15 protein-coding genes are annotated in these 13,642 nt (G+C 42.5%); 8 read left to right on the top strand and 7 right to left on the bottom strand.

All coding sequences use genetic code 11. The features are described 5' to 3' along the window. Positions 1-35: 35 nt before the first annotated feature. Positions 36-506, top strand: coding sequence for a 23S rRNA (pseudouridine(1915)-N(3))-methyltransferase RlmH (locus AC04MN_RS04950; RefSeq protein ID WP_475382080.1), 471 nt, complete (start codon positions 36-38; stop codon positions 504-506). On the opposite strand, the gene AC04MN_RS04945 is transcribed toward AC04MN_RS04950, so the two are convergent. Beyond that, positions 503-1,306: a protein-glutamine glutaminase family protein gene (locus AC04MN_RS04945; RefSeq protein ID WP_475382079.1), complete on the bottom strand. Its 804-nt coding sequence runs from the start codon at positions 1,304-1,306 to the stop codon at positions 503-505. The two genes, AC04MN_RS04950 and AC04MN_RS04945, sit on opposite strands and share 4 nt — an antisense overlap. 312 nt (positions 1,307-1,618) lie before the next feature. On the opposite strand from AC04MN_RS04945, the gene AC04MN_RS04940 reads away from it, so the two are divergent. Genes AC04MN_RS04940 through rimO form a run of 3 tightly spaced genes read left to right on the top strand, consistent with a single transcriptional unit; the run spans position 1,619 to position 4,134 of the window. Continuing rightward, positions 1,619-2,047: a ComF family protein gene (locus tag AC04MN_RS04940; protein ID WP_475382078.1), complete on the top strand. Its 429-nt coding sequence runs from the start codon at positions 1,619-1,621 to the stop codon at positions 2,045-2,047. Positions 2,048-2,086: 39 nt separating this feature from the next. After that, positions 2,087-2,746 carry a LolA family protein gene (locus AC04MN_RS04935; protein WP_475382077.1) on the top strand — a complete coding sequence of 220 codons (660 nt, stop codon included), beginning with the start codon at positions 2,087-2,089 and terminating at the stop codon, positions 2,744-2,746. Further along, the gene (gene rimO / locus AC04MN_RS04930) at positions 2,743-4,134 is read left to right on the top strand and encodes a 30S ribosomal protein S12 methylthiotransferase RimO (RefSeq protein WP_475382076.1); all 1,392 of its coding nucleotides are present in this window, start codon (positions 2,743-2,745) and stop codon (positions 4,132-4,134) included. Before AC04MN_RS04935 ends, rimO begins: the two co-directional genes overlap by 4 nt. Positions 4,135-4,146: 12 nt before the next feature. Here the strand turns inward: rimO and AC04MN_RS04925 are convergent, their stop codons facing one another. Next, positions 4,147-5,274, bottom strand: coding sequence for a tetratricopeptide repeat protein (locus tag AC04MN_RS04925; RefSeq protein WP_475382075.1), 1,128 nt, complete (start codon positions 5,272-5,274; stop codon positions 4,147-4,149). Between the two features lie 40 nt (positions 5,275-5,314). Here AC04MN_RS04925 and AC04MN_RS04920 point away from each other — a divergent pair, with 40 nt between their 5' ends. The 3 genes from AC04MN_RS04920 (at position 5,315) to AC04MN_RS04910 (ending at position 8,260) form a co-directional block, all read left to right on the top strand. Next, the gene (locus AC04MN_RS04920; RefSeq protein WP_475382074.1) at positions 5,315-6,181 is read left to right on the top strand and encodes a hypothetical protein; all 867 of its coding nucleotides are present in this window, start codon (positions 5,315-5,317) and stop codon (positions 6,179-6,181) included. A 106-nt stretch (positions 6,182-6,287) separates the two neighbouring features. Beyond that, the gene (locus AC04MN_RS04915; protein WP_475382958.1) at positions 6,288-6,644 is read left to right on the top strand and encodes a DUF2203 domain-containing protein; all 357 of its coding nucleotides are present in this window, start codon (positions 6,288-6,290) and stop codon (positions 6,642-6,644) included. Beyond that, positions 6,641-8,260 (top strand): NAD+ synthase, encoded by a 1,620-nt coding sequence (locus tag AC04MN_RS04910; protein WP_475382073.1) that lies wholly within the window; start codon positions 6,641-6,643, stop codon positions 8,258-8,260. Before AC04MN_RS04915 ends, AC04MN_RS04910 begins: the two co-directional genes overlap by 4 nt. Here the strand turns inward: AC04MN_RS04910 and AC04MN_RS04905 are convergent. After that, entirely contained in the window at positions 8,255-8,875 is a 621-nt protein-coding gene (locus AC04MN_RS04905) for a 3'-5' exonuclease (protein WP_475382072.1), read from the bottom strand. The genes AC04MN_RS04910 and AC04MN_RS04905 overlap by 6 nt on opposite strands. Between AC04MN_RS04905 and AC04MN_RS04900 the strand changes: the two genes are divergently transcribed. After that, complete coding sequence (locus AC04MN_RS04900; RefSeq protein WP_475382071.1) at positions 8,865-9,239, top strand: 2Fe-2S iron-sulfur cluster-binding protein; 375 nt, start codon at positions 8,865-8,867, stop codon at positions 9,237-9,239. The two genes, AC04MN_RS04905 and AC04MN_RS04900, sit on opposite strands and share 11 nt — an antisense overlap. Here the strand turns inward: AC04MN_RS04900 and AC04MN_RS04895 are convergent. From AC04MN_RS04895 to AC04MN_RS04880, 4 genes are read right to left on the bottom strand one after another with little or no spacing between them, the layout of a single operon-like run. Beyond that, the gene (locus AC04MN_RS04895; protein ID WP_475382070.1) at positions 9,229-10,434 is read right to left on the bottom strand and encodes a hypothetical protein; all 1,206 of its coding nucleotides are present in this window, start codon (positions 10,432-10,434) and stop codon (positions 9,229-9,231) included. The two genes, AC04MN_RS04900 and AC04MN_RS04895, sit on opposite strands and share 11 nt — an antisense overlap. Further along, entirely contained in the window at positions 10,431-11,747 is a 1,317-nt protein-coding gene (locus tag AC04MN_RS04890) for a glycosyltransferase family 39 protein (RefSeq protein ID WP_475382069.1), read from the bottom strand. The genes AC04MN_RS04895 and AC04MN_RS04890 overlap by 4 nt, the downstream gene beginning before the upstream one ends. Before the next feature lie 2 nt (positions 11,748-11,749). Further along, complete coding sequence (locus AC04MN_RS04885; protein ID WP_475382068.1) at positions 11,750-12,886, bottom strand: helix-turn-helix domain-containing protein; 1,137 nt, start codon at positions 12,884-12,886, stop codon at positions 11,750-11,752. After that, a complete protein-coding gene (locus tag AC04MN_RS04880; protein WP_475382067.1) occupies positions 12,886-13,641 on the bottom strand; it encodes a tetratricopeptide repeat protein in 756 nt (251 codons plus the stop codon). The genes AC04MN_RS04885 and AC04MN_RS04880 overlap by 1 nt, the downstream gene beginning before the upstream one ends. Position 13,642: the final 1 nt, after the last annotated feature.

Raw genomic sequence — 13,642 nt, 5'->3', positions numbered from 1 at the left:
TAAGCGAATTTAGAAAGATAAGTGAGGCTCGGAATATGAAGGTAATATTATTGAACGTAGCAACGGCGAAAGAACCCTGGGCTGATGAGGCCTTCAAGCTCTACGTGAAAAAAATACATCATTTCGTTCCGTTCGAAATCGTTTCGTTAAAACCTAAAAAGAGTGCCCGCGAAGAGGCTGCCATTAAAAAGGCAGAGGAAACTCAGCTTATAATTGATTGGCTGCAAAAGGATGATTTCGTCGTATTATTTGATGAACGAGGGAAGTCTCTAGACTCGGTTCAGTTTGCAAAAAAGGTCGAAACTACAATGAGTTCCGGAAAGAAGCGAATTGTCTTTATAATTGGCGGAGCCTTCGGAGTTGGAGAGGAGCTTCGTAAAAGGGCTGATTTAGTTGTCACCTTGAGCCCGATGGTGATGAATCATCTCGTCGCGCAGACAATGGCTCTAGAGCAGATCTATAGAGCCTTTACGATAATTAAGGGCATTCCCTATCATAATATTTAGTGGGGGGCAGCAACGGGATGAGTGTCCCCAAGAAGCTCTTTGTATGGATCGCGACCTAGCTCAGAAACTCGGTCCCATTCAAGTGGCAAAAATAGGGATTGCTCTTGATAGGCACTTTCCCTAGGGATCGCATATTTGCCCGTGCAATCAGAGTCAGGATCGTAAGTATAGCGGTCGCAGATAGAGAACTTGGCCTGACGAATATCCTTCACCATTGTTAAGCCCCATGCCTCTACGGTCATTGGACCTTCTGGATGAATTGCTGGATCAATAATGTAAACAGTCTTATCCACACGATAAGCAACGGCGACGTGATACCACCACTCCACCTGTCCACCTGGGGCATTGTCAGTGTTTACTCTAAGATTTCCGAAAATGAATACTTTGCTAGGTGCAGGAAACGAATCCAAATTATAAGAAGCCATAGCCGCACGTGCGTAACACCCATCATCTGGGTAAAGCCAAGTCAGGCGTCGCGGCTGATTGTCTGTCTGGCGCATGAACTTAGTATCACGAACGTAATTAAATATCTGGCTTAATTGATCCGCAGAGACGGCTTTGACAACAGATGTATCCACCTGGTGAAGAAATCGCTTCTTTCGTTCGGCGCCATCTGCAGAGTTAAAAAGAAAAGGCTGTTTAGATTGAATGTCTTCAGCATCGATCTTTAAAGAGTATTTTAAGGCGCGCGCTGTGAATTTGGCATTATCGTAATCAGAATTCGCAAGTCTTTTAGGGCTAAGACCAGCCCAAGAACTGACTGAAACCAAAAATAATAAAACGATGAATAATGCTTTCATTTTCCCCACCCGCGATATGTGCGCAGTTTTTAGGCTTTTGCGGTGGATGAGTCAAAGAGAAAAAACTTTTGGCCTTCATTTTGTAACTATTTGTAATTCAAATGTTTTAGGTAAACAAAAGAGGTTCAAATGTTAGGAAGTTGTCCTTTTTGCGGATCAATTTATTGGGGGCGGAGATTGCTATGTGTTTATTGCTGTCGGGCTTTAAGTTTAAAACTAGGGCCGTTTGAGCGTAAGATTGAATCTGAACTAACCGTGAACTCACTTTTTAAGTGGATTCCGGGTAGAGATGATCTTTTGAGTCTGACTCTTATGGCTCTTAAGCAAAAGGAGGACTCTAGGCTGTGGTCCTTTTTTGCCGAAAAGGCCGTAGATGCCGATGATTTTAATCAGGTGTCTTATATAGTTCCCGTACCCTCCCGTCGAGTTGGCAATCATGCGCTTGGATTTGCTAATGCCCTATCAAACTATATCGGGGCGCCGGTGGTTCAGCCATTGACGATACTGGGGGATCCTTCAACGTACAAAACCCAAAATTTGAATCGAGCCCAACGAGCCGAACACCTGAAGACAAGGATAGGTGTAAAAAATACCGAATGGCCCTCTGATATGGGTTCCGTTTTAATCGTCGATGACATCGTAACGACCGGAGCGACAATAAAAACCGTCGCAAAACTGTTAAATATGGAAAATAAGACAAAGATTTGGACAATTGCCTCTAGGTCTCTTGCGGGAGAATAGGCCCTCTGGTATATCTGACCGCCATAAAAAAGGCGTGTAATGTCACTGAGATATATTTTAGCTTTATTCTACGGCTTCCTATCGTTTTCTAATCAGTCCTTCGCGGCTAGCGACTTAGCGGCTGTTGAAAAAGTGCTTTCTGTTTATCAGAAAAAACAGGTTGTTGAAATGTCGGTGGTTAAGGAAGTGACTTCTGAGCTTCTTGGCAAAAAAACCAGTTACGAAGGCCAGATATGGTTATCCAAAGAGAAATTTCGTTGGGAAACTAACAAGCCTGAAAAAAGTCTTTTGCTTTTTGATGGAGTCCATATTTTTAGCGTTCAATATCCTAGTAAAGAATTGGGTGGCAACATTCAGGTAGCAAAAGGAAAAGCGGATAAGCGCGGCAAAAGTCATTTGTTGATTTCGCTTATCTTGAAAAAGGATCTTTTAGCGGCAAACTTTGCAACAGATAAAGTTGAAACGAACGGGGATCTAAAGACGCTAAAGCTATTACCGAAAACCAAGGATATCTCTGTTGTAGACTTGTTTGTGACGGTAGATACAAAAAAGCAAAAAGTTGTCGATTTAAAATACAAAGATGAAATCGGTAACTTAGTAGAACTAAAATTTGGGCCTGTATATTTCGATAAGCCCACGCCGATTAAAGATATGTTTAAATTTATTGTTCCGAAAGATGCACAGGTGACAGAGTTATGAGCCAAAAAGTAAATCAGGATAATTCGAATAAAAAAGTTCATTTCATTAGTTTGGGATGCCCTAAGAACTTGGTAGATAGCGAGATCATGGCGGGTACTTTGATGAAAGAGGGCTATGAAGTTGCCGGTGATCACGAGGGTGCGGACACTGTTATCGTAAACACTTGTGGTTTTATTGAGGACTCGAAGAAAGAGTCTATTCAAAGAATTTTAGAGATGGGCGCTGCAAAAGAAGAAGGTAAAATCAAACGCCTTGTTGTAGCTGGCTGCTTAACTCAGCGATACAAAGATGACCTTGTTGGTGGCCTACCCGAAGCAGATCTTTTTGTAGGCTCTGGCGAGTTTCAGAATATTGCTAAAATTCTTAAACAAAACGATTCAGGTGATACAAGTAAGACATTCTTTAATTTGCCGACCTATTTGCAAGAAGAGTCGACTCCTCGAGTGAATTCTCAGCCTGGACATCGAGCTTATATTAAGATTTCTGAAGGCTGCATGAAGCGTTGTGCTTTCTGTGCAATTCCTCATATCCGCGGGAATCTTCAGTCGCGAACGATTGCTTCGGTTGTTAAGGAAGCAGAACAGTTGGCCGCTCAGGGCGTGAAAGAACTTATTATTATTAGCCATGACTTTACCGACTACGGTTGGGATTTGCGCAGAAAAAATCCAGAGGCTAAAGAGAGCCCCGTGGAGCTTCTAAAAGCTCTAGATCAAGTTGAAGGTATCCAGTGGATTCGTCTATTGTATCTATATCCAGATGGTATCACTCCAGATATGGTTCAATTGATTAAAAACTCCAAAAAGTTAGTCAAATATTTCGATATGCCTCTTCAGCACATTTCTGATGATGTTCTTAAAAGCATGAATCGTAAGATGACGCGAGATGAAGTCGAAACGGTGTTGATGAATATTCGTGAGAACATTCCTGATGCGGTTATTCGAACACAATTTATCGTCGGATTCCCGGGTGAAACAGATCAACAGTTTGAAGAGCTTCTTAAGTTTATCGCAGATCAAAAATTTGATCGAGTTGGTTGCTTTAAATACTCTCCGGAAGAAAATACTCCGGGTGGAAAAATGCTTAATCAAATCGATGATGATGTTAAGCAGGCCCGTTACGAAGCAGTGATGGAAGTTCAACAAAATATTTCTCGTGAAAAGCATCGTGCATTTATTGGCAAAACTGTTGAGGTTCTTGTCGAGGGCTACAGCGAAGAAACCGAGCTTCTTTTGCAAGGTCGAATGTCACAGCAGGCTCCAGAAATTGATGGCGTTGTCCTTATCAATGACGGTCAAGCTAAAGTCGGAGACATGGTTCGTGTGCTAATTACCGAAAGCATGGAATATGATCTTATCGGCGCAATCGTCGAAGAGGACGCTCAGGTTTAAAAGCTGGTGTGTTTACTGGAATTGGCAGTTTTCAGCGGCCTGTTCGTATTTTTTCAATAAGTCCAAGTTTCTATTCGAGCGCAGCGACATGACGCTTTTTCTAAGTTGTGTTGCAGCCTCGAATCTTTGCAGTTTGCAGGCTTTGCTTAAAGCAACTAAAGCATCTTCATATTTTTGAAGTTCAAACGAAGCGGTACCAAGTCCAATCCAAGCTCGAGCTGATTTATCATCCGCAGCCACCGCTGATTTAAAGAACTTTACTGCATCGATATGATTTTTTTCTTTTTGTAAGTGCTCTGCGTAGTAGTATTGAGCAGGTTCAGAATTTTTGAATTTTTCAGCTGATTTGCGGAGCTGAGATATGGAAGCTTCCTTCTGACCGGTAGCTTTTAAACACAAGCCTAAATAGACAGATGAAGTCGCCGAGTTTTGATCTTTATTCAAAGACTCTCGGCATGATTGAATACCGGCCTCATAGGATTCGTCTCTGTAATTGATCTCGCAGATCTTTTGTAGAGTCTCTTTGTCTGCACCGCGCGCCTCGATCAAATCTTGAAGTAAAATACGCACCTCATAAAGATTATTTTTGGCTTCATAGTGCTTGACCAGATCCCAGTAGGGGTCTGGGTTTTTGGGGTTCGAAGTGATAGCTTGCTTAAACGATTCCAAAGCTTCAGTGTGAAGATTTTGCTGTTTTTGAGCTCGGCCCAACAGAGTCCACCCATTCGAGTTCTTGGGGTTTTTGCCGGTTATAAGCGTCGCAACCCGAACTGCTTGATCGTACTGTTTAGATTTAAATTCGAATTCCGCAAGCTTGGCGAGATGGGATTCGTCAATGCGGTCGATATATTTCCATAACAATTTAATGGCCTTATCGGTTTGTCCTTCAGAGTCTAGTTGAACCGCCAGCTTTTGTATAAGCTCGATTCGATTCGGCTCTTTACGAACTGCAGCCTTAAGTTGTTCGGTCGTCATCGGCACAGGCGCGGGCTCAGCAGGCTTGCCTGTGGATTTTGAATCTGCCTTAGAAGTTGAAGCCCCCTCTTCGAAAATTGAAAACTCATCAGCCCTGACTAGGCCCGGACTGATGGCTAAAAATGAGACAATACCAATTTGCAAACAAAGGAGTGTCGACTTCATATGATATATTATTCCGTAAATGAAGCATTGTGGGAAGTCTGTGATTCAGTTCAATAAGCACAAAGGCCAGTCTGGTCAGGCGACCATCGAGTACGTCTTGATGTTGGTCATTTCCGTGGGATTGGTGCTGATGTTAATGATGCAGTTATTTACTCCTATGCAAAAGTTTTTGGATAATTATATGGGTCTTTACGTTCAGTGCCTGTTGGAATACGGAGAACTTCCATCTTTCGGCGGCGAATCTGTTGTGACCGAGGACAGCGAATGTAATGCGAAGTTTGAGTCCTTCTCTGGCGGTAATGGTCGGCCTCCCAAAAATGGTTCCGGCTCTGGGTCAGATTCTGAAAAAGCAGACGGCAGTAAAGACGGAAGCGGTTCCAGCGATGGCTCGGCCGTTGGTAGCTCTGGTGGCGGCTCTGGAGGCGGCGGAGGGGGTGGTGGCTCATCTTATGCTGGCTCTGCGTCCCGAGGTGGAGGGCGTGTCATACGAACTAGCCGAGGCACTCGGGGGATGGACTCGGGAGGCGATGGTAAAACTGTCGAAATTGCCTTGGATGGTGGGGGCGGCGGTGGCTACTTTACATCGAATAATGGCAATCGAATTGTGGTTGTGAAAAAGTCCCGAGCGATAGCGATGGATCGAATACCCGAGTCTGTAAAAAAGAAATTGGAAAAAGATAAAAACGGCGGCAAGTCGGCAATTATTGCTGTTGATTCAGGCGTTGGTGAATCAAAACCAAAGGCATTCGCGCTAAAACCGCCCGAGAAAAAAGTTCAAATTGAAGAGGATAAAACAGAATTTTCGATTGGAAATACACTGCGAATAATATTTATCGTGTGTATTGTCCTTGTAATTGTGATTTTTGTTGGTGGACAGTTCTTACAAATGTCGAAGAGCGGCGATTAACGCACCTTGTGCGGATAAAGTTTTCTCGGCGCTACAAATAAATTTGAAACTACGAAACATTTAATGGATACAGGTGTTCCTCAAAGGGGAGGACTGTTTGTCTAATGTGATTGAGATCAATCGCAAGAAAGTATTTACGCTAGTGGAGGCGAATGCTTTATTGCCGATTGTTTACAGATTATCAGAAGAGTCTGAAAAAGAAGTTCGCTCTTATACGAATCGCTTGAAGGCCTTCTCGGATGACAAAGCTCATCCGACGGCTGTCGAATTGGAATCGAAAATCAACGATGTGATTCATAAATGGCAGAATAAATTGGAAAAATTAGGTGCCGAGCCCAAAGGTCTGTGGATGGCTGATTTTGACAATGGGCAAGGTTATTTTTGTTGGAAATATCCTGAAAATAGAATTGCGCATTATCATGGCTACCAAGATGGCTTTTCTGGGCGTATGATATTGGAATGAGAATCGCACTTGCTCAAATAAATCCAACTCTGGCTGATTTTGAAACCAATAAATTGAAAGTATTAGAATACATTGAAAAGGCACGACTGCGTAAGGCTGACATTGTCGTTTTTCCAGAATGTGCCCTTTTTGGTTATGCCCCGTTTGATTTGTTAGAACGTAAGCAATTACTTAAGATTCAAATGAGGGCCCTGCAGGCCATTGAAAAGAAAGTGCCTGAGGGCATGGCTGTATTAGTAGGCCTGTTGACAGCAAATCCAAAGAAGCTTGGCCGACCTTATTACAACAGTGCCGCGCTGGTTATCCGAGGAAAAAAGACTAAATTCTTCCATAAAACATTATTGCCGACCGGGGACGTCTTTGACGAAGCTCGATTTATTCAGTCGGATTCGATGGATAAGAACTACTTTACTTTTAAGAAGAAAAATTTCTTCGTCTCTATTTGTGAAGATATATGGGCATGGCCAGATGCCAAGGGTGTTTCTCAATATCAAGAAAACCCAATTAAAAAGCAAAAAACAAAAGTTGATATGGTTTTGAATCTGTCCGCGTCTCCTTGGCATACAAAGAAACTTGAAGATCGACATTACGTAGCTGGGCAGACTGCTAAACACTTTAAAGCACCCATTGCCTATGTGAATATGGTGGGCGCCCAGGATGAAATTATTTACGATGGTAGAAGCTTTGTTTTAGATAAAAATGGCAAAGAGCTTGTTCGCCTTCATTCGTTTGAAGAAGATATTAATTTATTTGATCTAGACACAAAAGAATCTTGGGCTTTGGCGCCGGAACTTTCTTCGATTGATAAGCTTCGCCGAGCCCTGGTTTTGGGGATCCAAGATTTCTGCCGTAAAACAGGAATGAAATCACTCCACTTTGGACTTAGCGGAGGAATTGATTCGGCCGTGGTAGCGGCTCTTGCTGTTGAGGCTGTTGGGGCATCAAATGTAACGGCAATCGCAATTCCTGGTCCGCATAGTTCCAATCTTAGTTATGAACTTGCATCGCAACTTGCAAAGAATTTGGGGATTCAGTTTCATAAAGTCGAAATGAATCCAGCCTATCAAGCCGTGGTAGATATGCTTCAAGCTGGAATCTCAATTGGCGAATTCAGCTTGGTTCATGAAAATCTTCAAGCTCGCTTAAGAGGCCTGACATTAATGGCGTACTCCAATAAGACGGGCAGTCTGCTTTTGAATACCTCTAACAAGAGTGAGTTCGCTTCGGGATACTCAACCCTCTACGGGGACATGTGTGGCGGGCTTTGTCCGTTGGGTGATTTAACTAAGGCCCAAGTCTATGCGTTAGCTAAATTCTATAATTCAGAGCACGAGTTGATCCCGAATCAAATTATTGATCGGCCGCCAACGGCAGAGCTTCGACCGAATCAAAAAGATCAGGACAGTTTGCCAGCCTATGATCTATTAGATCGGGCGGTAGAGAATCTTGTGGAAAAAGCTGGGGATGCTAAGACAAAAGAAGAAAAATGGTTATTACCGATTTTAATGAGAACTGAATTTAAAAGATGGCAAGCGCCACCAGTTTTGAAGGTCAGTAGGCATTCGTTTGGTCGAGGGCGTCGTTATCCGATCGCCCATCTAGCCAAAGAATTATAATAGACCGCCGAATAAATCCATCTGCTTTGGCTGTCGAGTGATTTGTGGAAAGCGAACTTCCGGCTTTCCAGTCAATGCAACCAAGTTTTCAACTTTTGGAGCTTGGCCGCCAACGGAAATACGCTTTAACATTTCAAAAAATAAGCGACCGCAATAGCTGGCATCTTCTTCCGCGCGGTGAAAGTCCGTTGAAGGAATCTTTAAGTGCTGAACTAAAGTTCCAAGCTTGTAATTAGGTAAACCTGGAAAAACTTTTCTAGCGATTGGAAGAGTATCGACCACGATGCCTTTTGGAGCAGCGACTTCAAATTTTTTAATGTCAGCAGTTAAGAACTGAGAATCAAACGGAGCATTGTGAGCGACCAAAAGATCATCGCCACAGAACTCAGCAAAGGCTGGAAGGACAGATTCAATTGTGGGTTTACCTTTGACCATATCATCATAGATACCATTGACTGCAGACGCTCCAGGAGGAATGCTTCTTAAAGGATCAATAAGGGTTGCAAAAATAGCCTCGGGTTGGCCATCGATGAAGCGGACAGCTCCGATTTCGACGATTTGGTCAACTCCAGGAACAGTTCCAGTGGTTTCTAAGTCAAATGCGATGAATCTCATAGGCTATAGATACCGAATGGCTAAGGGGCTTTCAACAAAAACCCTGAAATCAGAAAGGCTTTCTAAGGTGGACCCTAAAGAGCTTGAATCATTAGAGTTTGTGAATCAGGGAGTTTCTGTCCCTGCGAGTCAATTACGAGGTTCGGTCTTGGATTTAGCCTTAAAGCTAAAGATCGAAATATCGCATTCTTGCGGGGGCCATGGAACATGTGGAACGTGTCGCGTATTTATCGACTCAATTCCCCTGGCCGCCCGAAACGAAATTGAAGCCGAAATGGCTGCCGATCGTCAGTTTGCTGATAATGAACGTTTATCATGTCAGTTAGAAGCCTGTGCGGGCTTGAAGATCAGAACTATTTTTTAACATAAAAAGTATTTGAATAAACCCAGGTCAACCAACGTTTGCCATCTGGAATGGGCCAAAGAGGACTGACCCTAACTTGAACTCTGTAGTTTCCCGGTTTTTCAATAGGCATAATAATTTGATCGTCGTTAAAGATTTTGAATTTTTCGCCATCTTTTATAATAAGAATTTCAAAGAAATGTTTGGGCTTTGCGGGAAGCTTTACTTTTAAGACGGTATGTTTGGAAAATGGAATTACTGACCCCATCATATATGTTTTCGAGTGATCTTCCATTGTTGCTGAAAATCCTGTGGGATCACCAAGAATATCCATCGAAATATAGAAGTGTCCGTTCTTGAGGGCATTAAATATTTTCAGCTTATCGGATTGAAAGTTGCCGGTAAGTTCAGATTTTAAAAGAACGTGGTTGTTTGTGATTTCAAAGAGCCTTTGATAGCTAGGAAAGCGAATCCAATAGTTGCCGAAGGGAAGTGCGCGAGCAGATGCTTCTGCGCCTGAGTAGGCATGGAAGCTTCTTGTTTTAGCAATCTTATCAATCAGTCCCCACTCTTCGTTGGGCTCTTCAAAAAGACGCGTTAAAGCTAATCTTGAATTAAAGGGATAGATTATTAAACTCCAAATTGTGGACAGCTTAGAGCGCTGCCATGCCTTTAACGAAAGAGTTTTCAGGTTGATGGCCTCCGCACCGTCCATTCCTTCTGGAATTTCGGAGTTCCAGCTAAATCCCGTCTTAAATGGATGTGCTAAATAAAGAAGTCCGTCTTTGTTGGAAGTGGTTGTTTGGCTTAAAAGATCTGCCATCTTCACTTGAACTTCGCCGAGATTAGAGCCCATGGATTCTTCGCGCAGTGGGACAGTAATAAGCCGACTATCAAGATAACTGTATTTTCGTCCATCTAAAACTAATAAGTTATTATAGTAATTGCCGGCCACCGTTGGTTCATAGGTATTCAGGTCGGTCATAATAATGAAATCTAATCCGGCGTTTTTTGCGGAATCCAAAATAAATTTGGCATTAGAAGATCCGATACTGGCAGAGCTATGTACGTTTATCACACCTTTATAGTCATAAAATCCCTCTGGATTCTCAGCCTTCAAAGATTTTGGAATCACGCTCATGTCATATTGATTAATATAAAATCCGAACATGAAGTAGGTGACTAAAAATAGAGAAAACCCAACAATTGTTTTCATTTCTTCAGCACCTCAAGCAGTGTAAACTCATTATTAATTTCTTTAACGTCTTTTACCGAGTAGTCGGCCTCATTAAGCCATGTAGGCAAACTTTGTGTTTTGTATTTTAAAACATAAAATTTACTTTGTTGGGGATAGCTTTGGGGAAGTCCATCATAGAAGTCTAATCGACTAGCCCCATTTAGTTTGTAGACAGGAGTTTTATTTATAAACCAAAGTGACGAAGCCATTTGGTAAGTAGTTCCGTAAAGGGGCTGATAATTTTTTACTTCATTTGCGATTGTGTAGAATACAAAGGGTTCGTTAAGTTTTTCGATTTTTTGGCGCAACTGAGGGGTGACAAGAATCACCGCAATCAATGCATATAGAAAAATCCAAAACTGGTTTGCTTTTTTAAAATAACGGGTGGCTTTTGTTGAAAAACTTGCAGCTACTATTATCGAACTATATCCAATGATGGGCCAATTCGCCTCCACGTGTCCTTTGGTGCTGGTATATAAGAAAAATGCAAAAGGAAATAGGCCCAGCCAGCTAACGAGACGTAACTGGGCAGGTACTTTAGCTTTGTAAAAAGAAAACCATACGAATGGTGAAACCAAGACAAGTTGGGCAAGAATATAGCCCCATGTCCAAATAAATTCGTAGGATTCTCCATGAAGGCCATGATTTAGCTGAAACTTAAAACTAGCAAACTCATTCTGGTAGTTCCAAATTAATACAGGAAGCGAGCCGATGAATCCTGCTACAACAGTCAGTGGAAGATATCGCCAAGCGATTCTTTTGTATTCTTTAGAAAATCCAAGAAACAGAAGAGCCGCAGGAACAAACAGTACGATATGGTACTTTGAGCAAAAGCCCAGACCTAAGGATATTCCCAATAGGACGTACCAAAGAGGCCGTTGTGACTGAAGGGCCTTGAGTGTAAACAAAGTAGCAAGGGCCCAAAAAAACAAAACGGGGAGATCGGGAGTTACAATTACTGATCCCAGTCCTAAAAATGGATTTAGTAAAATTGCTATCCAGACTTTTTTAATATGATCCGTAGAAACAAAATCTTTTAGTATATAATACCAAACAAAAAGAATTAGGTGGCCCAATATTACCGAGGGCCAGCGGACGGCTGATCCGACATTTTCGAATATCTGTCCAAGCCACATTAACCAAGACACCGCTGGGGGATGATCGAAATAGCTAAGCTGCAAATGGTGAGACCACATCCAGTAGTAAGCCTCATCAAAACTAAGTGGCAGCAGAGCTGCCACACCAAGTTTTAAAATTAGACTGATAAAGAATATTTTTTTTAAGTTATTCACTCTTAATAGCTCAACTTAATCGACTTACCCGAATCCCCTGGGATGCCAAGGTCCCGTCCATTTAGGATTAAGTTTACAGCCCCTCCGTTAGAGATACTAACTGACAGTCCATCTTTAGATTTAAAAGTGTGAACTTGCTCTGGAGTTAATTTGATCGTAGATCGTTTGCCGTTTTTGCTAGAATACTCAATTTCAACGTTTTCCATGGCTTCAACTATAAGCTCAATTGGCTTACCGTCTGGCACCGTGACCTTCGGAAATCCTGCCTTAGGTTCATTGCTGCCCACCGGAGTCACTGGGGCAGCGGGTGGCGTTTGAGTTGCTGCAACTGCAGGAATGGTCTTGGTCAATGGATTTGAGTCTGTCACCTTAGTCGGAGCTGTAGTTGCCGCATTTTCCACAAGGCCATCTTTGGGAGTTGTCTCGGCTGTTGTTGCTTGCGTAAGACCTGCTCCTGCATCATTTGATGATCCTATCCCAGTAACTGGAGCCTCGGCTACAACCGGAGAAGAGTCATCAGTCGTTGTCGTTTCAACAGCTGGAACTGCGGCCTCTTTGGAGTATTTATCTATAATGTGTTTTGCACTGATAATTAATATAACTAAGACGACCCCGACGACTGTAAGGATCGCCGTTTTGGGGCTCTTGTTTTGATCAATTGGCTTTAACGAGGGTTCGACATAGTTTGGCTGATGGGCCGTGAATGACTTTTCATTTTTGATTTCAGACTGTGCGTTTGAATCAGTTGGGCTACTAGCTTCGACAGAGGCAACTGCATTCTGTGAAGTCGGATCTTCCTCGTTTGCTTTGCGAACAGGCTCACGAAGTTCTGGTTTTGGTCTAGAAACATCGACGGTTTCACCGCGTCGATGGACAGTTTCTCCGGTCTGAAGTTTTGGAACGGTTGATCCCACTTCAGTATAGAACACCTCAAGCACGTGCTCTTCATTTAGCTTTAGTAAATTCGCATAACTTTTTACAAAGCCGCGCAAAAAAGTTTTTGCTGGCAATTTCTTTTCGTCAGCTTCTTCAATGGCTTGAATAATACGGCTACTGATTTTAAGTGATAAACTGACCTCGTGAAGAGAAAGTCCTGCTTCTTCTCTGGCTTTTTTTAAGATTTGGCCGGTCTGTTGCATCAGAATCCCTTTCTTAGAATTTCCAACATGGATTTGGCTTTTTCTCGGTACTTGCCATCTGGGTAAAGCTTTATGATCTCTACGAAGCGAGCCTCTGCTTTTGCTTTATTCCCAGAGCGATACCATGCTAATGCGCTGTAGTAGTGAGGCTCGTCAAATAATTGATTTTGGCAAAAACCAACGGCTCGATCTAATGCATCGGTTGCGGCGCCATAATCTTTCTTTTCAAAGTAAGACCTGCCAAGGTAAGAATTGGCGATGCAGTTGTCGGTTTGAAGGTTCAGTGCTTTTTGAAAAGCATCTATCGATTGATCGAATTTTTTTTGATTGAACCACAGAAGACCCAAATTCACGTAGGCTTTGTCAAATGAGGCGTAGGTAAGGTCGTTTAAAACCTCATCAAGTAAAACCTTTGCCTCGGCATACTGTTCTTTTTCGATAAGAGTTCTTGCTAAGTTATTTTTTGCGTCAGTAAAGCTTGGCAGAATTTTAACAGCATTTCTGAAGTGCTTTTCTGCCAAATCAAAACGTTCTCTCAAAAAATAGACAAGGCCTAGATTGTTTTGAACTAAGGGATTTTTGTTGTCGAATTCTTCAGCTTTAAGCAACTCACGAAGCGCAAAAGGAAGATTGCCATTTTCGATGTGGGATATTCCCAATCTAAGATAAAGCTCGGCCTTTTCGGCATTTTGCGAACCAAACATGGCGCAGCCAGAAAGAAGGATTATTACAAGGAAAAGGGCAACTTTATTCATA

The organism is Bdellovibrio sp. ZFWA1, from assembly GCF_056175665.1.
Note: the sequence above shows the minus strand (reverse complement) of the source record. Positions and strands in the feature narration are given on the sequence as shown.

What these genes read in the sequence shown, in the direction of transcription:
- AC04MN_RS04950 (WP_475382080.1), top strand. Translation starts at nt 36, where the DNA reads ATGAAGGTAATATTATTGAACGTAGCAACGGCGAAAGAACCCTGGGCT.
- AC04MN_RS04945 (WP_475382079.1), bottom strand. Translation starts at nt 1,306, where the DNA reads ATGAAAGCATTATTCATCGTTTTATTATTTTTGGTTTCAGTCAGTTCT.
- AC04MN_RS04940 (WP_475382078.1), top strand. Translation starts at nt 1,619, where the DNA reads ATGGCTCTTAAGCAAAAGGAGGACTCTAGGCTGTGGTCCTTTTTTGCC.
- AC04MN_RS04935 (WP_475382077.1), top strand. Translation starts at nt 2,087, where the DNA reads ATGTCACTGAGATATATTTTAGCTTTATTCTACGGCTTCCTATCGTTT.
- rimO (WP_475382076.1), top strand. Translation starts at nt 2,743, where the DNA reads ATGAGCCAAAAAGTAAATCAGGATAATTCGAATAAAAAAGTTCATTTC.
- AC04MN_RS04925 (WP_475382075.1), bottom strand. Translation starts at nt 5,274, where the DNA reads ATGAAGTCGACACTCCTTTGTTTGCAAATTGGTATTGTCTCATTTTTA.
- AC04MN_RS04910 (WP_475382073.1), top strand. Translation starts at nt 6,641, where the DNA reads ATGAGAATCGCACTTGCTCAAATAAATCCAACTCTGGCTGATTTTGAA.
- AC04MN_RS04900 (WP_475382071.1), top strand. Translation starts at nt 8,865, where the DNA reads ATGAATCTCATAGGCTATAGATACCGAATGGCTAAGGGGCTTTCAACA.
- AC04MN_RS04905 (WP_475382072.1), bottom strand. Translation starts at nt 8,875, where the DNA reads ATGAGATTCATCGCATTTGACTTAGAAACCACTGGAACTGTTCCTGGA.
- AC04MN_RS04895 (WP_475382070.1), bottom strand. Translation starts at nt 10,434, where the DNA reads ATGAAAACAATTGTTGGGTTTTCTCTATTTTTAGTCACCTACTTCATG.
- AC04MN_RS04885 (WP_475382068.1), bottom strand. Translation starts at nt 12,886, where the DNA reads ATGCAACAGACCGGCCAAATCTTAAAAAAAGCCAGAGAAGAAGCAGGA.
- AC04MN_RS04880 (WP_475382067.1), bottom strand. Translation starts at nt 13,641, where the DNA reads ATGAATAAAGTTGCCCTTTTCCTTGTAATAATCCTTCTTTCTGGCTGC.